The organism is Haemophilus sp. SZY H35 (assembly GCF_018829705.1).
GTDB lineage: Bacteria > Pseudomonadota > Gammaproteobacteria > Enterobacterales > Pasteurellaceae > Haemophilus > Haemophilus haemolyticus_K.
In genome coordinates this window covers 17,018-42,711 of record NZ_JAHKJZ010000007.1, presented here as the reverse complement: position 1 = coordinate 42,711, position 25,694 = coordinate 17,018, and the positions used below count along the sequence as shown (strand labels likewise).

Here is a 25,694-nt window from a genome sequence, read left to right as displayed (position 1 = left end):
TTAAAGCTAAAGAGGCGGGCAAAACCAACGTTACCTTGACCGCTAACGGCTTAGATAACGGTAAAAACAAAATCGTTAATGTGGCAGCCGGTGAGGATGACAATGATGCGGTGAATGTGAAACAGTTAAAATCAACTGAACGCCATATTACACCAACCACATACACTTATAATGACACAGATAAATCAGTTACACTGACTTATACCGATGGCAATGGAAAAGTTGTAGCAAACACTGAAGCTAAAATTGATTTAAGCGGCTTAGCAAGCAAAATCAAAGATTATAGCTTTAAAACAAATGCAACAGGTTCAAACCTAGTGGGAACAGGAACAGAAACCACAGTTGCATCAGGCAAATCTGTCAACTTTGCTGCAAGCGATAACTTGACTTTAAAACAAGACGTGAATGACGGTAACGTGACTTACACTTACGGCTTGAAAAATCAAGTTGTTGTTGGAGAGAAAGGTACACCAGGGGCTGATGGCAAACCGGGTAAAGACGGCGTTGATGGCTCTATCGGCGTGAACGGTAAAGACGGTTCTGCTGTTGCAATCAACGGTAAAGACGGCTCTATCGGCTTAAATGGTAAAGATGGTAAAAACGGCTTAACCATTAAAGGTCAAGATGGCAAAGTGGGCGTGGATGGCAAAGATGGTGAAACACGTCTAGTTTACGTTGAGAAAGCTGACCCAACTAAACCGGGAAGCTCTGATAAAACTCACGAATTAGCAACGCTTGATGATGGTCAAAAATATGCTGGCGATAATTATGTGGCAGCAAAAGACAATCAAGCGGAAAGTAACGTGATTGCTAAAAAAGCAAATGAGCGTTTGGATATTGTAGGCGGTGCAAAAGGCAACTTAACTGAAGGCAATATTGGCGTGAATGCAAAAGATGGCAAATTACACGTTCAATTAGCTGAAAAAGTGAACTTAGGCGATAAAGGCTCTGTGACTATTGGTGATACTGTGGTGAATAATAATGGCATTACAATTAATTCACCGGCAGATCTGAATGGTGTTACCAATAAGACTGTTTCCTTAACAAACCAAGGCTTAAACAACGGCGGTAACAAAATAACCAATGTTGCAGAGGGTGAAAATGACACTGACGCAGTAAATGTAAAACAGTTGAAAGACTTCAAATCTGAGGTTGCTGAAGGCGGATTAACTTTCGCCGGTAATAGCGGTACAGCTCATAAAGCGAAGTTAAACACAACTGTTAATATTAAAGGCGGTGAAGGTAATACTGATGCTGACCAATTTGACAAGGGTAAAAATGTAATGACCGCAGTAAATGGCAATACTGTTACTGTTTCCATTAAGAAAACACCTGAAGTTGAAGGCATTAACATCATTGATACAACTGGTAAGGTAAAAGTTAAATTAACTCAAACATCTGAAGGTTTAAAAGTATCTGATGGTAACAATAATGCAACACGTATTACCAATGTAAAAGCTGGTGAAAAAGATACTGATGCAGTAAACGTCAAACAATTAAACGCTGCGAAAACTGAAGTTACCGCAGGGGATAATATTGATGTGAGATCAAGTACAGGTGCTAATGGTCAAACTATCTATAAAGTGAGTGCTAATGATACTTCTGCAGCAGTTGAAGCTGGTTCTGATCACGTTAAAGTGACAAAAGCGGCTAATACGCATAAAGATGGTTCAACAACTGTGACTGACTATACCGTTGATCTTTCAGATAAAACGAAAGGTGATATTGGTAAAGGCGTTAAGGCATACGATAAAGTAACAAACGAAGGTTTAACCTTTAATGCAGATAAAGGTTCGACCGGTGTGAAAAAACTAGGTAGCAAGGTGGCTGTCAATGGTGATGGTAAAAACATTACCACGACTGCAGATGAAAACGGTGTGAAAGTATCGATGAAAGATGATATTAACGTAAGCTCTGTCACTGCAAACAAAGTGAAAGTGGGTGACGTTAATATCAACGAAAACGGTATCAACGCTGGTGGTAAACGTATTACTAATGTTGCTCCAGGTAAAGATGGCACTGATGCTGTGAATGTAAACCAATTGAAATATGTTGCAGGTAATATCAGCAATCAAATCAATAATGTTGATAAAGGTTTACGTGCAGGTATTGCAGGTGCTTTAGCATCAGGTGGGTTATATCATGTTACGACAGCAGGTAAATCTATGGTGTCTGTCGGTGCAGGTACATATCGTGGACAAAATGCGTTAGCGGTGGGTTACTCTCGTTTATCAGATAATGGTAAAGTTGGGGTTAAATTCACAGTAAACAGCAATTCACAAGGCCATGCAGGTGCAAGTGCAAGTGTTGGCTACCAATGGTAATTAACTTGTAAGTAAAATAAAAACCCGGCGAAAGTCGGGTTTTTTGTTAATTGAGATTATCGCCTTCCATAGAAGGAGATAGACGGATTTCTATGGTACAATTCAGACCTTAAATTAAAGGGGGCGTTATGTCGGATATGTCGTTATTATGGGTGATGGGCGTTGTTTCTATTGTCTTGATTTTACTGCTGATTCTATTTCAGCAGAAATACGCTTTACTTCATAAAATACTTCATAAAACCACAGAAGACTATAATCAACTGGCATCAAAATTTGATGGGATAAATAGCCTTAAAAATCAATTAGAACAGCAAATTATTAAAGCTCAAACAGAAAGCCAAGGCTTGTTAGTTCGACTCAATGAGCGTGATGAAAAAATTCACTATCTTACCCAAGAATTAGATGAGGAGCAGGCTCGCCATTCCACCATCGCGGAGCAAATTACTGCATTAAAAGAACGCTTCGGGATCGCTTCTGCGCAAGCAGAAAGTTTGAATGCCCAGTTGCAACATAGCCAAAGCCAGTTATCTCGTAAAGAACAGGAACAACAACATTTAACCGAAAAATTGACCGCACTTTCCCAAGAGTTAACTGGATTAAAAACAACGTTAGCAGAGAAAGAAAAACATTTTTCAGCTCAACAACAGAACTTTGAACAATCCAAACAGCAGTTGGGCGTGGAATTTCAAAATCTAGCTAATCGGATTTTAGATGAAAAAAGTCGATCATTTAGTCAATCAAATCAAACTGCCTTGGAAACGTTGCTCAAGCCTTTCCGAGAGCAAATTGAAGGTTTCCAAAAACGTGTTAATGAAATTCACTCCGAGTCCGTGAAAGGTAATGCAGGCTTGGAAGCGGAAATTAAAAAAGTGCTGGAAATTGGTCTGAATATGTCGCAAGAGGCGAGTAATCTAACTTCTGCACTGAAAGGCGAAAAGAAAACGTTAGGTAACTGGGGCGAAGTGCAATTAGAACGAGCGTTGCAACTGGCTGGGCTTGAAGAAAATGTGCATTACCGTGCTCAAGCACATTTTAAAGATGAACAAGGCGGACGCAATTACCCTGATTTTGTGTTGAATTTACCTGATGAAAAACACTTAATTATCGACAGCAAAATGTCATTGGTGGCTTACGAAAGTGCGGTGAATTCTGACGATGATTTTGAACGAGAGCGTTTATTAAAAGAACATATATCCGCATTGAAAAGTCATATTAATGATCTGCATAAAAAAGATTACAGCAATCTTATTGGCATGCGTAGCCCAAATTTTGTTCTTATGTTTATTGCAGTGGAACCCGCGTATATTGAGGCTTTAAAATCTGATCCTGCTTTATTTAATTACGGTTATGAACGTAATGTAATTATGGTTTCTCACACTACCTTAATGCCGATTTTACGCACCGTAGCAAACCTCTGGCGCATCGAACGCGGTAATGCTGAGGCAAAAGAAATCGCTGAAAAAGCGGGTGAAATTTATAACCAAATTTGCTTGGTCGCAGAACGTTTAAGTAAGCTCGGCAATACGCTTTCCACTGTCAGCAACCAATACAACAGCACAGTAACCGCACTTGTTGGCCAACAAGGTTTAGTTGGTAAAGTTGAACGATTTAAAACCCTTTCCGCAAAAGCGAATAAAACGATGCCCGATGTGGAGTTATTGAATAATCAGATCGATTTGGCTAGGTTGGATACGTTGAACTAAGATAATTTCAAATAATTTATTCTCCGATTAAATGTGAATTTGGTCGGAGAGTTTTTTATTTTATCTAATCAAAAAATTTTGTGATTAATATCTCAAATTTGAAATTTCTCAGTTGTTTTTCTGTTTTTGTTCTTTATATTTATCTTATCGAAACGTTTCGATAAGGGTGGAAAGAGGAAATATATGAAAAAAACGATGTTATTAAATGCACAACTTTCTCGTTGTATTGCTTCTCTTGGTCACACAGAAAGCTTGACGATTTGTGATGCGGGGCTTCCTATTCCATTAAGTGTGGAACGTATAGATCTGGCATTAACTGCGGGAGTGCCAAGTTTTTTACAAACTTTAGATACAGTGATCACTGAGATGTATGTCGAGCGAGTAGTGATTGCTGAAGAAATTAAAGAAAAAAATCCTGAAATTTTTACCGCACTTTTATCTAAACTTAGTCAAATTGAGACTAATCAAGGTAATAAGCTTCAGATAGAGTTTGTATCACATGAAACTTTTAAAAAATATACACACCAAAGCAAAGCGATTGTTCGAAGTGGTGAGTGTTCTCCTTATGCTAATGTAATTTTATATTCTGGTGTGCCATTTTAATTTAGGTGAAATTATGGAAACCTTACTTAAAATTTCTGGCATTGATAAATCTTTCCCTGGTGTGAAGGCTTTAAGTAATGCCTGTTTATCAGTTTATTCTGGTCGAGTTATGGCATTGATGGGTGAAAATGGTGCAGGTAAATCGACTTTGATGAAGGTGCTTACTGGTATTTATTCAAAAGATGCTGGCACTATTGAGTATCTCAGTAAGGAAGAGACCTTTAAAGGCCCAAAAGAATCACAAGAGGCGGGTATTAGTATTATTCACCAAGAGCTGAATTTGGTCGGCAATCTCACGATTGCTGAAAACATTTTCCTTGGTCGTGAATTTAAAACCTCGTGGGGGGCAATTAATTGGCAAAAAATGTATACCGAGGCAGATAAACTGTTAGCTCGTTTAGGTGTAACCCATAGTAGTAAAAAATTATGCTCAGAACTTTCTATTGGTGAACAGCAGATGGTTGAGATTGCAAAAGCACTAAGTTTTGAATCTCAAGTAATCATTATGGATGAACCAACGGATGCATTAACCGATACTGAAACAGAGTCTTTATTTAATGTTATTCGTGAACTTAAAGCTGAAAATCGTGGCATTGTTTATATTTCCCATCGTTTAAAAGAAATTTTTCAGATTTGCGATGATGTAACGGTTCTGAGAGATGGGCAATTCATTGGTGAGCGTGTAGTAGCTGATATTGTTGAAGACGATTTAATTGAAATGATGGTAGGTCGTCGCTTGGATGAACAATATCCACACTTGGCACGAAAAAAAGGTGAATGTGTGTTGAGTGTGGAGCATCTGAGTGGTAGTGGCATTGATGATGTTTCATTTACGCTTCATGCTGGCGAGATTGTGGGCGTTTCCGGTTTAATGGGCGCAGGAAGAACTGAGCTTGGAAAGTTACTTTACGGCGCATTACCAAAAACAAGCGGTAAAGTGCGGTTAAAAAATCAGGATATTGAGAATCACACTCCTCAAGATGGTTTAGATAATGGCATTGTGTATATATCCGAAGATCGTAAAGGTGATGGTTTAATTTTAGGTATGTCGGTAAAAGAAAATATGTCGCTGACATCTCTCGATCATTTTTCTAACAGAGGCAATATTCGTCATCAAGCAGAAAAAATGGCAGTCGATGATTTTATTTTGATGTTTAATATTAAGACTCCTAGTCGTGATCAACAGGTAGGTTTACTGTCTGGTGGAAATCAACAAAAAGTGGCAATTGCTCGTGGGTTAATGACTCGCCCAAATGTGTTGATTTTAGATGAACCTACTCGTGGTGTAGATGTTGGTGCTAAGAAAGAAATTTACCAACTTATCAATGAGTTTAAGAAGGATGGTTTGAGTATTTTGATGATTTCATCGGATATGCCAGAGGTGCTTGGTATGAGTGATCGAGTGTTGGTCATGCGTGAAGGTAAAGTTAGTGCAGAATTTTCTCGTGAAGAGGCAACACAAGAAAAGTTATTAGCAGCAGCTATTGGTAAATAAGAGTAGGTAAGTATGATGAAAAATGAAACATCTAATTTTCAAATAGGAAGATTTTTGATTGAACAGCGTTCTTTTATTGCGTTGATTATTCTTATCGCAATTGTATCAGTGATTAATCCTGATTTTTTTAGCGTAGATAATATTTTGAATATTTTACGTCAAACTTCAGTTAATGCGATTATTGCAGTTGGGATGACCTTTGTTATCTTAATTGCGGGAATAGATCTTTCTGTTGGATCTGTATTGGCATTGACCGGTGCTATTGCAGCCTCAATGGTAAGTATTGAATTGCCTATTTTTTTAGTAGTTCCTGTTGTTTTATTGATTGGAACACTTCTTGGTGGTGTAAGTGGTGTAATTGTTGCAAAAGGAAAAGTTCAGGCTTTTATTGCTACTTTGGTTACCATGACCTTACTACGTGGTATAACAATGGTTTATACAGATGGTCGTCCTATTACGACTGGTTTTTCTGATAATGCGGATATATTTGCTGGTATTGGTACTGGATATTTCTTAGGTATTCCTGTACCAATTTGGATTATGAGCTCCGTGTTTGCAGTGGCTTGGTATATTTTGAAACACACACCAATCGGTCGCTATATTTATGCTTTAGGTGGAAATGAGGCAGCGACCCAACTTTCTGGTATTAACGTCAATAAAATCAAAGTATTTGTTTTTGCTGTCAGTGGTTTCCTTTCTGCATTAGCAGGTTTAATTGTTACTTCACGTTTATCCTCGGCACAACCGACTGCTGGTGTATCTTATGAATTGGATGCTATTGCTGCTGTTGTTGTTGGGGGAACGAGTTTGATGGGTGGTAAGGGCCGTGTAATGGGAACCCTCATTGGCGCATTAATTATTGGTTTTTTAAATAATGCATTAAATTTATTAGATATTTCATCTTACTATCAGATGATAGCAAAAGCGTTGGTTATTTTGGTTGCCGTTTTAGCCGATAACTATCTTGGTACGAAAAAACTGTAATTCACTTCAAGGAGAAATTATGAAAAAACTAACCGCTCTTACTTCTGCTGTATTATTAGGTTTGGCTGTTACTGGTTCAGCATCTGCGCAAGACACGATCGCTTTAGCCGTGTCTACATTAGATAACCCATTTTTTGTCACATTGAAAGATGGCGCACAGAAAAAAGCTGATGAATTAGGCTATAAATTAGTCGTGCTTGATTCACAAAATGACCCAGCTAAAGAACTTGCTAATGTTGAAGATTTAACAGTGCGTGGTGCAAAAGTACTATTGATCAATCCAACTGATTCTGAAGCTGTTGGTAATGCAGTGGCGATTGCAAACCGTAATCATATTCCAGTTATTACATTAGATCGTGGTGCAGCTAAAGGAAAAGTAGTAAGTCATATCGCATCTGACAATATAGCAGGCGGAAAAATGGCAGGGGATTTCATTGCACAAAAATTAGGTGATGGAGCTAAGGTTATCCAACTTGAAGGTATTGCAGGTACATCTGCAGCGCGTGAACGAGGTGAAGGTTTTAAACAAGCCATCACTGCACATAAGTTTAATGTATTAGCTAGTCAGCCTGCGGACTTTGATCGTACAAAAGGTTTGAATGTAACGGAAAATTTGCTTGCCTCAAAAGGAGATGTACAGGCTATTTTTGCTCAAAATGATGAGATGGCATTAGGTGCATTACGGGCAATTAAAGCATCTAACAAAAAAGCCCTTGTTGTGGGATTTGATGGTACAGATGATGGTGTTAAAGCGGTGAAAGGTGGAAAAATGGCTGCAACTATTGCACAACAACCTGATCTTATTGGTTCATTGGGTGTTGTTACAGCTGATAAAATCTTAAAAGGTGAAAAAGTGGAATCAAAAATCCCAGTAGATTTAAAAGTAATTAGTGAATAGTTATTGTATCACTTTGTATCTCCCCCTTGCTTATATGCGACAGACTACATTAATGGCAGGGGGAGTTCCAGTTTCTTCAGATCCATGTCTCTTTAAATTTATAAAGACAAATTTTAATTGTTCAAGGAGTTTAACATGAACAAAAAACTCATCGTTCTTGGCAGTATTAATGCTGATCATGTGATTTCTGTTCCTTATTTTTCTAAGCCTGGTGAAACATTAACTGGTGATAATTACCAGCTTATCTATGGTGGAAAAGGTGCAAATCAGGCGGTGGCTGCTGCTCGGTTAGGGGCAAATGTAGAGTTTATTGGCTGTGTTGGCTCCGATGTTATAGGCGAAACAATGAAAAATGCATTTTCACAAGAGGGAATTGATACGATAAATATTCATTCTATTTCTCAAGAAATGACGGGAATGGCATTTATTCAAGTAGCTCAATCAGGTGAAAATAGCATTGTATTAGCTCGTGGAGCAAACGCATATTTAGATGAAAAATTGGTACAGCATAGTGAAGCAAAAATTGCTCAATCTAATTATTTGTTAATGCAGTTAGAAACACCTATTTCAGGTGTGGAGCTCGCTGCAAAAATTGCTCAAGAAAATGGTGTGAAAGTCGTACTAAATCCTGCGCCTGCGAGAGATTTATCGGACACCTTATTAAGTATGATTGATATCATTACACCAAATGAAACAGAAGCTGAAATCCTTACTGGTGTACGAGTGAGTGATGAACAAAGTGCGGTGGAAGCTGCTCAAGTTTTCCATAAAAAAGGAATTGATTGTGTCATGATTACATTAGGTGAGAAAGGTGTATTTGTTAGCCAAAATGGTGAAACTCGTATAATTAACGGTTTCCGTGTAAAAGCAGTAGATACAACGGCTGCGGGTGATACATTTAATGGTGGATTTGTTACAGCCTTGCTAGAAGGTCAATCCTTTGAAAAGGCCGTTAGATTTGGTCAGGCGGCAGCAGCGATTAGTGTAACACGTAAAGGCGCTCAACCATCTATTCCTACTCGTCAAGAAACATTAGAATTTCTGGCTCATGTTTAAAGTGCGGTCAATTTTTTAGGTGTTTTATGGCAACAATGAAAGATATTGCTCGATTGGCGCAAGTATCTACGTCTACTGTTTCTCATGTGATTAATGGATCTCGTTTTGTCAGTGATGAAATTCGAGATAAGGTAATGCGTATAGTTGTTGAACTTAATTATACGCCTTCTTATATAGCTCGTAGCTTAAAGGTAAAAACGACAAAAACGATAGGGTTGCTTGTTACTGCGACTAATAATCCTTTTTTCTCTGAAGTTATGACTGGAGTGGAGCAATATTGTCAGAAAAATCAATATAATCTCATTATTGCTACAACGGGTGGTGATTCCAAGCGTTTACAGCAAAATCTACAAACCTTAATACATAAACAAGTAGATGGTGTATTACTGATGTGCGGAGATAGTCGTTTTCAGGCGGATATGGAGCTTGAAGTATCTTTGCCTTTAGTTGTGATGGATTGGTGGTTTACCGAGTTAAATGCAGACAAAATTTTAGAGAACTCAGAACGTGGCGGTTATCTTGCAACGAAATCTATGGTTGATGCGGGACACCAGAAAATTGGCATTATTACGGGTAATCTCAGAAAGTCAGTAGCTAAAAATCGTTTGCAGGGATATAAGAAAGCTTTGTCTGAAGCTAATATAGTTTTAAATCCCGATTGGATTGTAGAAAGTCATTTTGATTTTGAAGGAGGGATAGTTGGGGCGCAAAAACTGCTTGCGTTATTAGATAGACCAACGGCTATTTTCTGTTGTAGCGATACTATTGCCATTGGCGCCTATCAGGCAATTCAGAATCAAGGTTTACGTATTCCGCAAGATATTTCTATCATGGGATACGATGATATTGAATTAGCTCGTTATCTTTTCCCTTCTTTATCTACAATCAGTCAACCTAAAGCTGAATTAGGTAAGCTTGCTGTTGAGACTTTATTGCAACGTATACAAGAACCCAATGAAAATTACCGCACTTTAGTGTTGGAGCCGACCTGTATTTTGAGAGAATCAATTTCCTCCCCTTCAAATGTAAAAATAAAATAAGAATAACTCGATTTCTTTATTGCTATTTTCAAAAAAACTGCTATTTTCTTGCGGTTTTTGTTTATTTAACCCACTATTTAATTTAGGAATAAAATCTAATGGAAGAAAACAAACCTGTTGATCCTTATGCGAAATATAACGAACAATCGAATATTATCGCGAAAATAATTTTTGCTAGTCGCTGGTTGCAAGTACCGATTTATTTGGGGTTGATTGTCACTCTTGCGATCTACTCTTATAAGTTTATTAAAGGCTTATGGGCATTGGTGATTAATGTCAATGAGATGGATTCCAACACGATTATGTTGGGTGTGTTGAATTTGATTGATGTCGTGATGATCGCAAACTTGCTTGTGATGGTGACTATCGGTGGCTATGAAATTTTCGTATCCAAATTGCGTACGCGTAATCACCCCGATCAGCCTGAATGGATGAGCCATGTAAATGCGACGGTATTGAAGGTTAAACTTTCTATGTCTATTATCGGCATTTCATCTATCCATATGTTGCAAACCTTTGTGAACGCAAGCAATACACCAGAAAAAACCATGATGTGGCAATTGCTGTTGCACTTGGGCTTTTTGGTGTCGGCAATTGCTTTGGCGTATACGGACAAAATTTTATATAGCACAAGCCATAAAACGCATTAAAAAATTTATCATGTGATAACATTATTCAAAATTCATCTGTTTAATTATAAAAATCTGCACCTGAATGGTTATTTAGTCCAACATTTAGGTGCAGATCAATCTGTAAACGGTTATTGGTATTCTGAACTTAAAAATCTTTTTCCACAGAAATAAACCATTCCCCACTTTTTCTTGAATAAAATTCTGGAATATTGCTATCAATTTTACGATAACGATAATTCAACTTCGGCACAAAACCTAACCATTGCAAACGGTTATTCCCAATCGACACATTCAAGCTATATTCTTTATCTTGGCGTTTTTTGGTTGGAAAATAAAAATTCTCCGCACGAAAATCTCGCTTCACATAACGTAAGCTAATATGGCTGACAAACTCTTTAAGTTTCCACACCGAACCAATATTCACCCCACGGCGAAGAGAAGATTCTGCTTTATCTTTACTATGATCAACACTGCCTTCCACACCACTAAAAAGCAACCAATTCGGCTTGGCTTGATAGCTTAACGAAAGTGAAACACCGTTTAAGTAACCATTATGACGGCGAGCCACGCTTTCTTGTGCATAGCGTTTTTGCGTATGCGAAAAAGATCCTGACATTGCCCAGTAAGCAGTCAATTCTCGACGAAAATCTGCAACTGCACCAAAATTTTTGCTATAACATGGTGAGCCGAGCCAATTCTGTTCAAAAAATGGGGAAAATCCGACTGCTTGCAATGCAGAACGGTATCGATAACCGAGCGAGGCATACAGCGATTTTTCGCTATAATCTTGGTTATCCCAATAATGCACCCCACCAAAACGACCATTTGCTGTAACAAAATGATTGCCGGATATGTTCAATTCACGGTTTACACCCACACTGTAGCGAAAACCGTGTGCCTTTTGCGGCAAGGAGTCCGCATCTTTTTTAAATCTCAATCCTCCCAATATAATATCTTGCTGAGAAGAGGCGTTGTTTATGTTATCGGTTTGGGTATATTGTAGCTCCATATCAGGCTGCCAGCTTTGCCGCTCCGCCATTGCTTGCATATAACGTTCGGTAAGCTGCTGCATTTGTGGTGAAAGTTCGGGCTTAGCACGTTCTAACTCTGCTTTCGCCTGGCGATATTGCTTGTTTTCAAACAACATCACACCCAAATCAAAACGCGGATAAGCTAACTCTGGCTTCTCGGCTAAAATCTGCTGATAAAGCGAAATTACCTGTGGGTATTCTTTTTCTGCCCGCAACATCGCCCCCATTGCGTAACGATAAAGCGTTTCATCATAATTCGCCTGCTGTTGATACAACGGCAGTAGCTGCTTCAACAAATGCCATTGTTGCTTTACTACACCATTGTTAATCAACTTCTCGAGCTTGGTTTTGGTGCTATCTGCATCAGAAAGGGCAAATGAAGATGTGGGTACACTCTCTGCTTTAGACTGCGTTTTTATTTGCGGCTCTGCCTGTTTTGGCAAAACGTTGTTCTCAAAGAATACAGGTTGAGGTGCGTGAAAGGTTTCTGCTTGTGTTGCAAGCGGTAGAATAATAAGGAAATTTGCGAGTTTTTTCATGATATTACAGATGAGAAAAGAAATGATGAATTATAGGTTTGCAATTAAAAATGAACCATATACTTGCTGTTATGATAAGTTACCTTGTTGGGGTATGATGAAAAATAAATGCCGTTTAAATCCACTTCAAACGGCATTTTCTTGTAGGGGTAAATCGCATTTGCTCTAAAACATCGGTGGAATATCAGAGCGAATGTAATTCTCCCCTACAGAAAGGTTATTTTTGAATTTCACCGCGGGTGCCACCTAAACCAAACTCAAATTTATTATGATCGTTTTTTGTTGTTCCAGCTGTTTTTCTCTTTTCTTCCATAGAGAAAGTTGCTAAACCAGAAACTTCTTCTGCATTAGGACCAAAGAATCCTAATTGATAGTGACCATCAACTAAATGATTATAAGATGATTCTGCTTTTCCTTCTACGCCAATAATATTATTACCTTTTAAATTAATACGCTTAATATCTGCTTCTTGTAAGGTTAATTTTCCTGAGCCGCCCATTTCAGTTAATCTACCTTGACCTTTTTTAATATTAAAATTTACGTTATATATAAATGTTGCGGTAGCTCCATTAAAAAATCCTTGCCCCATATAGGTGGCTTTTCCATTCGTTGGAATATTTTTCTCCTCGGTTGCTAAACCTGCAACATCCACATCATAAGCATACCATTCAGGTGTTAAATCAACATCATTTTGAATATTCTCACTTTCAGTATTTGCAATAACAATAGAGTAGGGTTGATTATAAATATATGTTCCTCCAGAAAATTTAGTTAATTTACCATCTTGAGATATGCTTTGTTTGCTACGATCAATATATCCGATTTCATTATTGCCTAAGTGATAAGGAAGTGCCTGCCCTATTTTTGTTTCTTTTATTGATTGTGCTTTTAATAATCCTGCTTGGTATTCCTCGGCTTTACGGGCTTCTTCAGCTTTGCGAGCTTCTTCAGCTTTACGAGCCTCTTCAGCTTTACGAGTTTCTTCGGCTTTACGAGCCTCTTCAGCTTTACGGGCTTCTTCAGCTTTGCGAGCTTCTTCGGCTTTACGAGCTTCTTCGGCTTTACGGGCTTCTTCAGCCTTGCGGGCTTCTTCAGCTTTGCGAGCTTCTTCGGCTTTACGAGCTTCTTCAGCTTTACGAGCCTCTTCAGCTTTACGAGCTTCTTCGGCTTTACGCGCTTCTTCAGCTTTACGAGCTTCTTCAGCTTTGCGAGCTTCTTCAGCTTTGCGAGCTTCTTCAGCTTTACGAGCTTCTTCAGCTTTGCGAGCTTCTTCAGCTTTGCGAGCTTCTTCGGCTTTGCGAGCTTCTTCGGCTTTGCGAGCTTCTTCAGCTTTACGCACTTCTTCGGCTTTACGAGCTTCTTCGGCTTTACGAGCTTCTTCAGCTTTACGAGCTTCTTCAGCTTTGCGAGCTTCTTCGGCTTTGCGAGCTTCTTCGGCTTTGCGAGCTTCTTCGGCTTTGCGAGCTTCTTCAGCTTTACGCGCTTCTTCGGCTTTACGAGCTTCTTCAGCTTTCTTAGCATCAGTTACTTGCTGACGATTTTGTTCATTTTGAGCGGTTGGTTGATTGGTGTTTAGTGTGCTTGAATTGCCACCACTACTTCCACAGCCTGTTAATACAGCTAAAAGTGCTGTTGCAATAGTTACATTTTTTAATTTCATAGGAACCTCAATAAATAAAAGTAGGAGAAAAAATCCAAAAGAATTATAATTTTGGTCGAAATTATGTACAATAAACCAACAGTTACAGTTAGTTACCTAATTAAGATAACAGTTTACCTTGAGAGGGCAATGTATGAAAATTAATGAGAAAATCCGTCAGTTACGCGAACAACACCAGTTATCGCAAGAAAATATGGCGGATAAATTAGGGATGTCAGTAACGGGATATGGGAAAATTGAACGAGGTGAAGTGCGTTCAAATCTATCTCGTTTAGAACAGATCTCTGAAGTATTTAATATGGATATTTGTGAGTTGCTCTCTATGGGGGGAGCTGAAAAAGTGTATTTTAATAATACAGTAACTGAATCAAGCAACTCAAATAATTTTTTGTTTGCAATTGGAAATGAAAATTTAGAAAAAACTATTCAACAATTACAATTAATATTAAGCCATAAAGATGAATTATTGGTTCAAAAAGATAAAATTATAAATGGGTTAGAAAGAGAAATTGCGTTATTAAGAAAATTAAAAGAAAATCAATGATTTAGTTTTTTATAAAGATAAGTAGCAGCTTATGGTGTAATTTTATTTGTTCTTCGTTTTAATAGCTAATATAAAGTTTGATGATTTCGTTTATTTATTCAAATTCCTTGCCATAAAAATATTCTTCTTTTCAGTCCAAGATTATAAAAAATCTGTACCTCAATTAGTTATTTAGCCTAACTTTTGGGGTACAGATTAATTGAATGACGTTTTTTGATATTTATATTATTAACCCACAACAAATGGCAAGTAACCCGCACGAATCGCAAATGGAATGGATGTAATGATTACGCCTAATACCAATACGATAATTAAAGTTAGATTTCCTCCCCATACTTTGTATGGCAAATTGGTGTGAGCTCGACGAGCTTTCCAAACCAGACTCACTGGCAATACTACGGCATAGAATGCAAACATTTGGCCCGCGTAGCCTAGCGCTAAAATGAAACCTTCAGGATAGAAAAGCGCAAATACGAGTGGTGGAATGAACGTCATTAAGCCAAGTGAGATGCGCCCTGCAGAAATATTAAAGGATCGTTTTAATAAATCTTCGATACATTCCAACAAGCCAAGCCCTACGCCTAAGAAAGAAGTAACCAGCGCCAAAGTTGAGAATAATTTTACCGCACCTGCGATCATGTTACTGCCAGTGATAGCAAGCGTTGCTTTTACTAAACCATTTAAGGTGGCATCTTCTTTTAAGATTTGTAAGAACTCATTTTGTGTGAGCAAGCCGTGCGTCGACATTTGCCACAAAATATAAGCGCAAAGGGTAATGGCTGAACCGACCAAAATAGAAATGCGTAATGCTTTTACGTTACCGTCTAAGTATTTATTTAAACTTGGAATAGAACCGTGGAAACCAAATGCCGTGAAAAAGACAGGACTTGCAGAGATAATTAAAGCGTTATCAATTGGTGTCGCCATTAAGTTATCAAATTTGATTGCTGGCAACATTAAGCTTAACACCACAGTAAAGGCCGCAAGCATCACAAAAAATAACACGCGATTAATTTTATCTACGCTATGTGTGCCGATGACAATAAATGAACCGAAAATCACGGTAAATAATAAGATGCTAACTTTATCGCCAAAACTTTCTGGTAATAAATCTTTTAGTAGTGAACCGCCACCGCTGATATAAGCGGCAATTAATGCGTATAAGAAAATAATTAGCACGGCTGTGGCAATAATGCGTCCTGCTTTACCAAAATATTGTTCAGCGAGTGTGCCGATACCCGCATCACTTTCCGCAGTTTGATAGAGCTCAACGAATAAAAGTGCGCTAAAAGTTAATAATGCCCAAAGCCCTAATAATAAGACTAAAGTAAAGCCGAATCCGATACCGGCGGAAGTGAGTGGCATAGCCAACATTCCCGCGCCAATCATCGTGCCGGCAACGAGAAGTGTGCTGCCTACAGTTTTGTTCATGTTTGCCCCTTATGGTGTAATGTAAAATTTACAATTATTGTATTTTAAAATTTACAGAGTGTAAACAACAGAATACAAAATATCTTTATTATTCACCGCACTTTTCTTTTCCCTTTCTGTGTTCATCTCGTTAAAATACTTAGCGAATCAACTAAGACAAAGCTAAGACAAAATAGGAGAGCTTATGATTTACAGTATGACCGCCTTTGCACGCCTTGAAGTGAAAAAAGATTGGGGCGATGCGGTATGGGAAATTCGTTCCGTTAACCAACGTTATTTAGAAAACTTTTTCCGTTTGCCCGAGCAATTTCGCGGATTAGAAAACACGTTGCGTGAGAAACTTCGTCAAAGTCTTACTCGCGGTAAAATTGAATGTTCTTTGCGCATTGAAACAAAAAAACAAACAAATGCAGAATTGAATTTAAATAAAGAGCTTGCGAATCAAGTTATTCAATCTTTACAATGGATTAAAGCTCAGGCTGGAGAAGGTGAAATTAATTTGACGGATGTCTTGCGTTATCCCGGTGTGGTGGAAGCGCAAGAGCAAGACTTAGATGCGATTAGTCAAGATTTGTTGACAGCCTTTGATGATTTGCTGACAGATTTTATTGCAATGCGTGGTCGTGAAGGGGAAAAACTGAACGATATTATTCAACAACGCTTGGATGCTATTGCCGTGGAAGCGGATAAAGTGCGGTCACAAATGCCGGCAGTTTTACAATGGCAGCGTGAACGTTTATTGCAGCGTTTTGAAGATGCTCAAATTAATCTTGATCCGCAACGTGTGGAACAAGAAATGATTTTATTGGCTCAACGTGTTGATGTAGCGGAAGAGCTTGACCGCCTGCAAATGCACGTGAAAGAAACCACGAATATTTTGAAAAAAGGCGGTGCAGTTGGTCGTAAATTAGATTTTATGATGCAAGAATTGAATCGTGAATCCAATACCCTTGCGTCCAAATCCATTAATGCCGATATCACGGCTTCTGCGGTTGAGCTAAAAGTGCTTATCGAACAAATGCGTGAGCAAATTCAGAATTTAGAATAGGAAAGTAGAATGTCTCAATTTATTTCTCTTACTCAATATCAACTGATTGAGGCACATGGTGTGGATGCAGAAAAATATTTGCAAGGGCAGTTAACGACGGATGTTATGCGATTAGCAAGTGGAGCAACAACACTTACTGCTCACTGTGATCCAAAAGGTAAAATGAATGCAATTTACCGTTTGTTTAAAATAAGTAGTGAACAATTCTTTTTACTCGTTAAGAAAGATCTTTTGCCAAGTGGGCTAGATGCCTTGAAAAAATATGCGGTATTTTCCAAAGTGAGTTTTGATTTACGTGATTGGCAAATCATTGGCGTGATAGGTGAAAAATGTGGAAAAATTACACCGCAATTTTCCTTGGAAATTGATGGACAACGTTCAATTTTATTGAATGAAACCGAATTGCCAGTGAATTTTAGTGGCGATGAAAAAATTTGGGATGTAGCCGATATTCAATCGGGATTGCCAAATTTAAGCTCACAAACGCAAAATGAATTTATCCCACAAGCGCTAAATTTACAGGTAATTGAGCAAGCCATTTCTTTTACTAAAGGTTGCTATATTGGGCAAGAAACCGTAGCTCGTGCGAAATATCGTGGTGCGAATAAACGCTCAATGTTTGTCTTTAAAGCTCAAACCCAGCAGGAAGTGGAAATTGGCAGTGAAATCGAAATGCAGATTGAATCTAATTGGCGAAAAACCGGCACGATTACAAGTGCGGTTAATTTAGATGGTGTTTTATGGTTGCAAGTTGTGATGAATAACGACACGACAGCTCAACAAAAATTTCGCTTACTAAATGGGGTAGCGCTAGAGTATGTCGTATTGCCTTACTCACTGGGTGAATAAGGCAGTTTAAAAAAACAGGTGATCGAGTTGATTTTATCGATCACCTATTTTTTTATTTGGCTTCAGGTAAATTGATTGCGCCTTCATAGCCTAATTGTCGCCAAGCTTCATAAACCGTTACTGCGACTGAATTAGACAAGTTCATACTGCGACTATTGGCTGTCATTGGAATACGGATTTTTTGTTCCATCGGCATTTCATTTAAAATTGACATTGGAATACCACGAGTTTCTGGGCCAAACATTAAATAATCACCAAGTTCAAACTTCACTTGGCTATGTGCTGGACTGCCTTTTGTTGTAAGTGCAAAGAGACGTTTGGGTTTTTCGCTTTCTAAAAAGGCTTCAAAAGTCTTGTGGCGTTTGATTTCCGCAAATTCGTGATAATCCAAACCTGAGCGGCGTAAGCGTTTATCATCCCAAGTGAAACCTAGCGGTTCAATTAAGTGCAAGCGAAATCCTGTATTGGCGCAAAGGCGGATAATATTGCCCGTATTTTGGGGAATTTCTGGTTCGTATAAAACAATATCTAACATAATTTTTTCTCTAATTTTGATATAAACGATAACTCACCATTCCTGTCGTTTTTTCTTTCAATAACGTCCAGTTTTGAGGTGTGATGAGTGGTTTATCTTTCTCTGTTTCTACGTAAATTAACGCATTGGGTTTTAGCCAATTATTTTCACAAAGCAAATTAATTGCTTGTTCTGCCAAATTAAAATGAAAGGGTGGATCTAAAAACACGATATCAAAGTGCGGTTGATTTTGTGGCTGTTTTAGAAAATCCAAACTACTTTGATTAATCACTGTAGCCTGTTCTGATGAGCATTTGAGCGTTTGCAAATTCTTTTTTAATTGATTGGCGACGGTTTTATCTAATTCTAAAAAAGTCACCTTTTTCGCTTGGCGAGAAAGTGCTTCAAAACCTAATGAACCACTTCCCGCAAAGCCATCTAAACATTCAGACTGATGGATATAAGGCATTAACCAATTAAAAAGCGTTTCTTTCACTCTATCGCCAGTCGGGCGTAAGCCTTCTGAATTTAATACTGGAAGTTTTCGCCCTCGCCATAGCCCAGCAATAATGCGAACCTCGCCCTTTGCATTTGGCGTTTGTATTTTTTTCATAAAGATTCGATTTTTATTGAAAATTGTGCTTAGTTTAGACGATTTTTTGCTAGAATAAACGACATTTTTATCGGATTACAGTTAAGAGAGCATTTTATGGCTGAAGAAAATAAAAAAGGCGGATTTTGGGCGTCGTTATTTGGGCGTAATAAAAAGCAAGATGAACCTAAAATTGAGCCGACAATTGAAGAAGAAAAGATTAAAGATATCGAGCCATCTATTGAAAAACTTGAAACTCATGATTTAGTTGAAGAACCGTCTGAATTAGAGGCAGTAGAAAGTGCGGTGGATTCTAAGCCGTTTTTAGCTGAAAGTATTGAGACGAATGAAATAGTTGAAGAAGAAAAAATACAGGAAATTTCAACCGAATTTGAGCCAGTCGAAGAAATCATCGAATTAAAAAATTTAGAAGATGATCTTCCGGTTACAGAAGCCGTGGTTGAATCTGAAATTGTTGAAGATATTAAAGATGAGCTTCAGCCTGTTGTTGAAATTGAAACTCGCGAAAAGCCAAGTGAAGGGGGCTTTTTTAGTCGTTTAGTTAAGGGATTACTGAAAACCAAACAAAATATTGGCGCAGGTTTTCGTAGTTTTTTCTTAGGAAAGAAAATTGATGACGAGTTGTTTGAAGAATTAGAAGAACAACTTTTGATTGCGGATATTGGCGTGCCGACAACAAGTAAAATCATCAAAAATTTGACTGAACATGCAAGTCACAAAGAATTACAAGATGCTGAGCTTTTATATCAACAATTAAAAGCAGAAATGGCGGATATTCTTGAGCCAGTGGCACAGCCTCTTGTGATTGATACTACGAAGAAACCTTATGTTATTTTAATGGTGGGCGTAAATGGCGTAGGTAAAACGACGACAATTGGTAAGCTTGCACGTAAATTTCAGGCTGAAGGAAAATCGGTGATGCTTGCGGCGGGCGATACTTTCCGTGCGGCGGCTGTTGAGCAGCTTCAAGTTTGGGGAGAACGCAATCACATTCCAGTTGTTGCGCAAAGCACTGGCTCTGATTCTGCATCGGTGATTTTTGATGCGATGCAATCAGCGGCTGCACGCAATATTGATATTCTTATTGCGGATACAGCGGGTCGTCTACAAAATAAAAATAACTTAATGGACGAACTGAAAAAAATTGTTCGTGTTATGAAAAAATATGATGAAACTGCTCCACATGAAATTATGCTTACGCTGGATGCTGGGACAGGACAAAATGCTGTTAGCCAAGCGAAGTTATTTAATGAGGCTGTCGGTTTAACAGGGATCTCTCTAACTAAATTAGATGGCACGGCAAAAGGCGGCGTGATTTTTGCCATAGCCGATCAGTTTAAGTTGCCTATTCGCTATATCGGTGTAGGTGAGAAAATTGAAGATTTACGTGAGTTTAATGCCAAAGAATTTATTGAGGCATTATTCGTTCATGAAGAAGAATAAAAAGAATAAGGAAAAATTGTGATTAAGTTCTCAAATGTTTCTAAAGCCTATCATGGTGCAACGCAGCCCGCGTTACAAGGCTTGAATTTTCATCTTCCAGTGGGAAGTATGACTTACTTAGTTGGGCATTCAGGCGCAGGGAAAAGTACATTACTCAAGCTTATTATGGGGATGGAAAAAGCCAACGCGGGTCAAATTTGGTTTAACGGACACGATATTACTCGCTTGTCAAAATATGAAATTCCATTTTTGCGTCGCCAAATTGGTATGGTTCACCAAGATTATCGTTTATTAACAGATCGTACGGTGGTGGAAAATGTGGCATTGCCATTGATTATTGCAGGTATGCATCCAAAAGATGCGCATACACGTGCGATGGCATCTTTAGATCGTGTAGGGTTGCGTAATAAAGCGCACTATTTGCCACCACAAATTTCTGGAGGGGAGCAGCAACGCGTTGATATTGCACGTGCGATTGTGCATAAACCTCAACTCTTACTAGCGGATGAACCAACGGGTAATTTAGACGATGAACTTTCTTTAGGCATTTTTAATTTGTTTGAAGAATTTAATCGCCTCGGAATGACCGTGTTAATTGCTACTCACGACATTAATTTAATTCAACAAAAACCAAAACCTTGTCTTGTACTTGAACAAGGTTATTTACGTTATTAAGGAATAATCATGAGCCGACCAACGGATGCATCCTTTTTTGTTCAAATAGCCTATACTTTGCGTGCAGTATGGACGGATTTATGGCAACGTAAATTTGGCACGCTGCTCACGATTTTGGTGATTGCTGTATCTCTGACAATCCCAACCGTGAGCTATTTAATGTGGAAAAATTTACATTTAGCAACCACTCAATTTTATCCTGAAAGTGAATTGACGATTTATCTTCATAAGAATTTAAGTGAAGAAGATGCGAATTTAGTGGTAGAGAAAATCCGTCAACAAGATGGAGTGGAATCACTGAATTATGTCTCTCGCCAAGAAAGTTTAAAGGAATTTAAAAGCTGGTCTGGCTTTGGTGAAGAATTAGAAATTCTAGATGATAATCCATTACCTGCGGTCGTTATGGTAAAACCAACGAGCGACTTTAATGTTTCAGAAAAACGTGATGAGTTACGTACCAATTTAACTAAAATTAAAGGGGTACAAGAAGTTCGCTTGGATAACGACTGGATGGAAAAATTAACCGCACTTTCTTGGTTAATTGCCCATGTGGCAATTTTCTGTACTGTATTAATGACGATAGCGGTATTTTTGGTTATTGGTAACAGCATTCGCTCTGATGTGTACAGTAGCCGATCAAGTATTGATGTGATGAAATTGCTTGGTGCAACAGATCAATTTATTCTTCGTCCTTATCTTTATACAGGGATGATTTATGCGGTGTTAGGCGGGTTAGTTGCAGCAATTTTTAGTAGCTTTATTATCAGCTATTTTACTTCTGCAGTGAAATATGTAACGGATATTTTTGCCGTTCAATTCAGTTTGAATGGATTAGGCGTTGGCGAATTTGTATTCTTATTAGTGTGCTGTTTAATTATGGGATATGTTGGTGCGTGGATTGTAGCAAAACGACATATTACGCTATTAGATAACCATCATTAATTTTAATATGTGAAGTGCGGTGATTTTTCTAAGTGTTCGATGAGAAAATATGGTGATAAATGACCGCACTTTTTATTTGCTTTGAATAAATCCCTTGCAATTTGTTTAACTTTTGTGTAGTATTTGCAGGCTTTCAATGTGAAAGCCGTTTAATGTAATCATTTATTAAACGTGCATGACGATATGTCACGCTAAACAATGTTTCCGATTTGGAGACTATATAACAGGTAACTTGCACCTCCTTTTCTATTTTGAAGTTAGAATTGTGATTGGTGTTAGTTTTTTATTAGCTAAATTTTATTGGAGCTCTGGTCTAATGCAGAACCAAAGAATCCGTATCCGCTTAAAAGCTTTCGATCACCGTTTGATCGATCAATCTACTGCGGAGATCGTAGAAACAGCTAAACGTACTGGTGCACAAGTTCGTGGTCCAATTCCTTTACCAACTCGTAAAGAGCGTTTCACCGTGTTGATTTCTCCACACGTAAACAAAGACGCACGTGACCAATACGAAATTCGTACTCACAAACGTTTAGTAGATATCGTAGAGCCAACAGAAAAAACTGTTGATGCATTAATGCGTTTAGATTTGGCTGCCGGCGTGGACGTGCAGATCAGCCTAGGTTAATTAAGAGGTTATTACAATGATTGGTTTAGTCGGTCGTAAAGTTGGTATGACCCGTATCTTCAATGAAGACGGTGTTTCTGTACCAGTTACCGTTATCGAAATCGAAGCCAACCGCGTAACTCAAGTTAAAACTCTTGAAAACGATGGCTATACTGCAGTTCAAGTTACTACTGGTTCTAAAAAAGCGAATCGTGTAACTAAACCTGAAGCAGGCCATTTCGTGAAAGCAGGTGTTGAAGCTGGTCGCGGTTTATGGGAATTTCGTACTGAAGGTGAAGAATTCACTTTAGGTCAAGAAATCAATGTTGACATCTTTGCAGATGTTAAAAAAGTAGATGTTACCGGTACTTCTAAAGGTAAAGGTTTCCAAGGTGGTGTTAAACGTTGGAACTTCCGTACTCAAGATGCGACTCATGGTAACTCTTTATCACATCGTGTACTTGGTTCTATTGGTCAAAACCAAACTCCAGGTCGTGTGTTTAAAGGTAAAAAAATGGCAGGACATTTAGGTGCTGAACGTGTAACTGTTCAATCACTTGAAGTTGTTCGTGTAGATGCTGAGCGTAAATTGCTATTAGTAAAAGGTTCTGTACCTGGTGCTATCAATGGCGATGTTATCGTTAAGCCAGCAGTTAAAGCATAAGTCTAGGAGATAGAGATGGAATTACAAGTTGTAGGTGCAAACGCACTAACTGTTTCTGAAACTACCTTCGGACGTGAGTTTAACGAAGCGTTGATCCACCAAGTTGTTGTTGCTTATGCAGCAGGTGCGCGTCAAGGTACTCGTGCGCAAAAAACTCGTGCTGAAGTGTCTGGTTCAGGTAAAAAACCTTGGCGTCAAAAAGGTACAGGTCGTGCTCGTGCTGGTGATATCAAATCACCAATCTGGCGTTCTGGTGGTATAACCTTCGCGGCTAAACCACAAGATCACAGCCAAAAAGTGAACAAGAAAATGTACCGTGGTGCTATCAAAAGCATTCTTTCTGAATTAGTTCGTCAAGACCGTTTGGTTGTTGTTGAAAAATTCGAATTAGATGCACCAAAAACTAAAGTTTTAGTACAAAAATTAAAAGATTTAGCAGTTGAAGATGCATTAATTATCACAGCAAGTTTAGATGAAAATCTATTCTTAGCAGCACGTAACTTATACAAAGTTGATGTACGTGATGTTCAAGGTATCGATCCAGTTAGCTTAATCGCTTTCGATAAAGTGATTGTTACTGTTGACGCTGTGAAACAAATTGAGGAGATCCTAGCATGAGTCAAGAACGTTTGCTAAGCGTGCTACGTGCACCGCACATCTCTGAAAAAGCAACTAACAATGCTGAAAAATCTAACACTGTTGTACTTAAAGTTGCTTTAGATGCGAACAAAGCTGAAATTGCTGCTGCTGTTGCTCAATTATTTGAAGTAAAAGTTGACTCTGTTCGTACCGTGGTTGTTAAAGGTAAAACTAAACGCCGTGGTAGCAAAATGGGTCGTCGCAGCGACTGGAAAAAAGCTTATGTAACTTTAGCCGAAGGCCAAAACTTGGACTTCGTGGACAGTGCAGAGTAATCGGAGGAAATTAGAGAATGGCTATCGTTAAATGTAAGCCGACCTCCGCTGGTCGTCGTCACGTTGTTAAAATCGTGAACCCTGAATTACACAAGGGTAAACCTTACGCACCTCTTCTAGATACTAAGTCTAAAACTGGTGGTCGTAACAACTATGGTCGTATTACTACTCGTCACATTGGTGGCGGTCACAAACAACACTACCGTTTAATCGATTTCAAACGTAACAAGTTAGACATCCCAGCGGTTGTTGAGCGTTTAGAATATGATCCAAACCGTTCTGCTAACATTGCTTTAGTGCTTTATAAAGATGGTGAACGCCGTTATATCTTAGCACCTAAAGGTCTGTCAGTAGGCGATCAAATCCAAGCTGGCGTAAACTCACCAATTAAAGTGGGTAACTCATTACCAATGCGTAATATCCCAGTTGGTTCAACAGTACATAACGTTGAATTAAAACCAGGTAAAGGCGGTCAAATCGCTCGTTCTGCTGGTGCTTATGTACAAATCATCGCACGTGAAGGCAACTATGTAACTTTACGTTTACGTTCTGGCGAAATGCGTAAAGTATTAGCTGAATGTGTTGCAACAATCGGTGAAGTTGGTAACTCAGAACATATGCTTCGCGTATTGGGTAAAGCTGGTGCTAACCGCTGGAGAGGTATTCGCCCTACAGTTCGTGGTACTGCAATGAACCCAGTAGATCACCCACATGGTGGTGGTGAAGGTCGTAACTTTGGTAAACACCCAGTAACTCCTTGGGGCGTTCAAACCAAAGGTAAGAAAACTCGTCACAACAAACGTACTGATAAATATATCGTACGTCGTCGTGGCAAATAATAGATTAAATTAAAGAGGATTAGCCATGCCACGTTCTCTCAAGAAGGGTCCTTTCCTTGACCTACACTTGTTGAAGAAGGTAGAGAAGGCGGTGGAAAGCGGGGATAAAAAACCAATCAAAACTTGGTCCCGTCGTTCAATGATCATTCCATCAATGATCGGATTGACCATCGCAGTCCATAATGGTCGTCAGCACGTTCCTGTTTATGTATCTGATGAAATGATCGGTCATAAGCTTGGTGAATTTGCACCGACTCGTACATACCGCGGTCACGCGGCAGATAAGAAAGCTAAGAAATAAGAGGTAAATAGATGGAAACTATCGCAAAACATCGTTACGCTCGCACTTCTGCCCAAAAAGCTCGCTTAGTTGCCGATTTAATTCGTGGTAAAAAAGTTGCGCAAGCATTAGAAATCTTAACTTTCACTAACAAAAAAGCAGCAGCTTTAGTGAAGAAAGTTTTAGAGTCAGCTATTGCAAACGCAGAGCACAATGACGGTGCAGATATCGATGATCTTAAAGTTGCTAAAATCTTCGTTGATGAAGGTCCTAGCATGAAACGTGTTATGCCACGTGCTAAAGGTCGTGCAGATCGTATTTTAAAACGTACTAGCCACATTACTGTGGTTGTGTCAGATCGTTAAT

The 25,694-nt window shown here is 38.6% G+C and carries 27 protein-coding genes; 22 read left to right on the top strand and 5 right to left on the bottom strand.

Annotated features, from left to right (window positions below; all coding sequences use genetic code 11):
* The 9 genes from KP710_RS09130 to KP710_RS09090 form a co-directional block, all read left to right on the top strand.
* Positions 1–2,324: YadA family autotransporter adhesin (locus KP710_RS09130; RefSeq protein ID WP_215771106.1), on the top strand; the 2,324-nt coding region annotated here is incomplete at its 5' end.
* A 128-nt stretch (positions 2,325–2,452) separates the two neighbouring features.
* Positions 2,453–4,027 carry a DNA recombination protein RmuC gene (locus tag KP710_RS09125; RefSeq protein WP_215771105.1) on the top strand — a complete coding sequence of 525 codons (1,575 nt, stop codon included), beginning with the start codon at positions 2,453–2,455 and terminating at the stop codon, positions 4,025–4,027.
* A gap of 183 nt (positions 4,028–4,210) precedes the next feature.
* A complete protein-coding gene (gene rbsD, locus KP710_RS09120; protein WP_005644544.1) occupies positions 4,211–4,630 on the top strand; it encodes a D-ribose pyranase in 420 nt (139 codons plus the stop codon).
* Positions 4,631–4,643: 13 nt separating this feature from the next.
* The gene (gene rbsA / locus KP710_RS09115; RefSeq protein ID WP_111408000.1) at positions 4,644–6,125 is read left to right on the top strand and encodes a ribose ABC transporter ATP-binding protein RbsA; all 1,482 of its coding nucleotides are present in this window, start codon (positions 4,644–4,646) and stop codon (positions 6,123–6,125) included.
* A 15-nt stretch (positions 6,126–6,140) separates the two neighbouring features.
* Positions 6,141–7,109, top strand: coding sequence for a ribose ABC transporter permease (gene rbsC / locus KP710_RS09110; RefSeq protein WP_165818761.1), 969 nt, complete (start codon positions 6,141–6,143; stop codon positions 7,107–7,109).
* Positions 7,110–7,128: 19 nt separating this feature from the next.
* Entirely contained in the window at positions 7,129–8,007 is an 879-nt protein-coding gene (gene rbsB / locus KP710_RS09105) for a ribose ABC transporter substrate-binding protein RbsB (protein WP_111407998.1), read from the top strand.
* 135 nt (positions 8,008–8,142) lie between these two features.
* Positions 8,143–9,063 (top strand): ribokinase, encoded by a 921-nt coding sequence (rbsK, locus tag KP710_RS09100; RefSeq protein ID WP_111407997.1) that lies wholly within the window; start codon positions 8,143–8,145, stop codon positions 9,061–9,063.
* 26 nt (positions 9,064–9,089) lie between these two features.
* Positions 9,090–10,103, top strand: a complete 1,014-nt coding sequence (locus KP710_RS09095) for a substrate-binding domain-containing protein (protein ID WP_111407996.1) — start codon at positions 9,090–9,092, stop codon at positions 10,101–10,103.
* A 98-nt stretch (positions 10,104–10,201) separates the two neighbouring features.
* Positions 10,202–10,753: a TIGR00645 family protein gene (locus KP710_RS09090; RefSeq protein ID WP_005635695.1), complete on the top strand. Its 552-nt coding sequence runs from the start codon at positions 10,202–10,204 to the stop codon at positions 10,751–10,753.
* Positions 10,754–10,880: 127 nt separating this feature from the next.
* Here the strand turns inward: KP710_RS09090 and KP710_RS09085 are convergent, their stop codons facing one another.
* Positions 10,881–12,305, bottom strand: coding sequence for a surface lipoprotein assembly modifier (locus tag KP710_RS09085; protein ID WP_215771104.1), 1,425 nt, complete (start codon positions 12,303–12,305; stop codon positions 10,881–10,883).
* Between the two features lie 217 nt (positions 12,306–12,522).
* Positions 12,523–13,965, bottom strand: a complete 1,443-nt coding sequence (locus KP710_RS09080) for a factor H binding protein domain-containing protein (RefSeq protein WP_215771103.1) — start codon at positions 13,963–13,965, stop codon at positions 12,523–12,525.
* Between the two features lie 133 nt (positions 13,966–14,098).
* On the opposite strand from KP710_RS09080, the gene KP710_RS09075 reads away from it, so the two are divergent.
* Positions 14,099–14,509, top strand: a complete 411-nt coding sequence (locus KP710_RS09075; RefSeq protein WP_048952540.1) for a helix-turn-helix domain-containing protein — start codon at positions 14,099–14,101, stop codon at positions 14,507–14,509.
* Between the two features lie 228 nt (positions 14,510–14,737).
* On the opposite strand, the gene KP710_RS09070 is transcribed toward KP710_RS09075, so the two are convergent.
* The gene (locus tag KP710_RS09070; protein WP_215771102.1) at positions 14,738–15,940 is read right to left on the bottom strand and encodes an aromatic amino acid transporter; all 1,203 of its coding nucleotides are present in this window, start codon (positions 15,938–15,940) and stop codon (positions 14,738–14,740) included.
* A 184-nt stretch (positions 15,941–16,124) separates the two neighbouring features.
* Between KP710_RS09070 and KP710_RS09065 the strand changes: the two genes are divergently transcribed.
* Both KP710_RS09065 and ygfZ read left to right on the top strand, forming a co-directional pair.
* Positions 16,125–16,988 (top strand): YicC/YloC family endoribonuclease, encoded by an 864-nt coding sequence (locus KP710_RS09065; protein WP_046939605.1) that lies wholly within the window; start codon positions 16,125–16,127, stop codon positions 16,986–16,988.
* Positions 16,989–16,997: 9 nt separating this feature from the next.
* Positions 16,998–17,837 (top strand): CAF17-like 4Fe-4S cluster assembly/insertion protein YgfZ, encoded by an 840-nt coding sequence (gene ygfZ, locus KP710_RS09060; protein WP_111407992.1) that lies wholly within the window; start codon positions 16,998–17,000, stop codon positions 17,835–17,837.
* A gap of 52 nt (positions 17,838–17,889) precedes the next feature.
* Here ygfZ and trmL read toward each other — a convergent pair whose 3' ends face one another.
* Positions 17,890–18,372, bottom strand: a complete 483-nt coding sequence (trmL, locus tag KP710_RS09055) for a tRNA (uridine(34)/cytosine(34)/5-carboxymethylaminomethyluridine(34)-2'-O)-methyltransferase TrmL (RefSeq protein WP_048952544.1) — start codon at positions 18,370–18,372, stop codon at positions 17,890–17,892.
* A 10-nt stretch (positions 18,373–18,382) separates the two neighbouring features.
* The gene (gene rsmD, locus KP710_RS09050; RefSeq protein ID WP_048952545.1) at positions 18,383–18,964 is read right to left on the bottom strand and encodes a 16S rRNA (guanine(966)-N(2))-methyltransferase RsmD; all 582 of its coding nucleotides are present in this window, start codon (positions 18,962–18,964) and stop codon (positions 18,383–18,385) included.
* A gap of 96 nt (positions 18,965–19,060) precedes the next feature.
* Here rsmD and ftsY point away from each other — a divergent pair, with 96 nt between their 5' ends.
* From ftsY to rplV, 10 genes are all read left to right on the top strand, one after another.
* On the top strand, positions 19,061–20,407 hold the full coding sequence (gene ftsY / locus KP710_RS09045) for a signal recognition particle-docking protein FtsY (RefSeq protein ID WP_165818760.1): 1,347 nt from the start codon (positions 19,061–19,063) through the stop codon (positions 20,405–20,407).
* An 18-nt stretch (positions 20,408–20,425) separates the two neighbouring features.
* Positions 20,426–21,082, top strand: a complete 657-nt coding sequence (ftsE, locus tag KP710_RS09040; protein ID WP_005635730.1) for a cell division ATP-binding protein FtsE — start codon at positions 20,426–20,428, stop codon at positions 21,080–21,082.
* 9 nt (positions 21,083–21,091) lie between these two features.
* A complete protein-coding gene (ftsX, locus tag KP710_RS09035; RefSeq protein WP_048952547.1) occupies positions 21,092–22,024 on the top strand; it encodes a permease-like cell division protein FtsX in 933 nt (310 codons plus the stop codon).
* Between the two features lie 316 nt (positions 22,025–22,340).
* The gene (gene rpsJ, locus KP710_RS09030) at positions 22,341–22,652 is read left to right on the top strand and encodes a 30S ribosomal protein S10 (RefSeq protein WP_001181005.1); all 312 of its coding nucleotides are present in this window, start codon (positions 22,341–22,343) and stop codon (positions 22,650–22,652) included.
* Between the two features lie 16 nt (positions 22,653–22,668).
* Positions 22,669–23,295 carry a 50S ribosomal protein L3 gene (rplC, locus tag KP710_RS09025; protein WP_005632753.1) on the top strand — a complete coding sequence of 209 codons (627 nt, stop codon included), beginning with the start codon at positions 22,669–22,671 and terminating at the stop codon, positions 23,293–23,295.
* A 15-nt stretch (positions 23,296–23,310) separates the two neighbouring features.
* The gene (rplD, locus tag KP710_RS09020; RefSeq protein WP_005625901.1) at positions 23,311–23,913 is read left to right on the top strand and encodes a 50S ribosomal protein L4; all 603 of its coding nucleotides are present in this window, start codon (positions 23,311–23,313) and stop codon (positions 23,911–23,913) included.
* Positions 23,910–24,209 carry a 50S ribosomal protein L23 gene (gene rplW, locus KP710_RS09015; protein ID WP_005625900.1) on the top strand — a complete coding sequence of 100 codons (300 nt, stop codon included), beginning with the start codon at positions 23,910–23,912 and terminating at the stop codon, positions 24,207–24,209. Before rplD ends, rplW begins: the two co-directional genes overlap by 4 nt.
* Before the next feature lie 17 nt (positions 24,210–24,226).
* Positions 24,227–25,048 (top strand): 50S ribosomal protein L2, encoded by an 822-nt coding sequence (rplB, locus tag KP710_RS09010; protein WP_005625898.1) that lies wholly within the window; start codon positions 24,227–24,229, stop codon positions 25,046–25,048.
* A 25-nt stretch (positions 25,049–25,073) separates the two neighbouring features.
* Positions 25,074–25,349 carry a 30S ribosomal protein S19 gene (gene rpsS, locus KP710_RS09005; RefSeq protein ID WP_005539416.1) on the top strand — a complete coding sequence of 92 codons (276 nt, stop codon included), beginning with the start codon at positions 25,074–25,076 and terminating at the stop codon, positions 25,347–25,349.
* Between the two features lie 11 nt (positions 25,350–25,360).
* A complete protein-coding gene (gene rplV, locus KP710_RS09000; RefSeq protein ID WP_005625897.1) occupies positions 25,361–25,693 on the top strand; it encodes a 50S ribosomal protein L22 in 333 nt (110 codons plus the stop codon).
* Position 25,694: the final 1 nt, after the last annotated feature.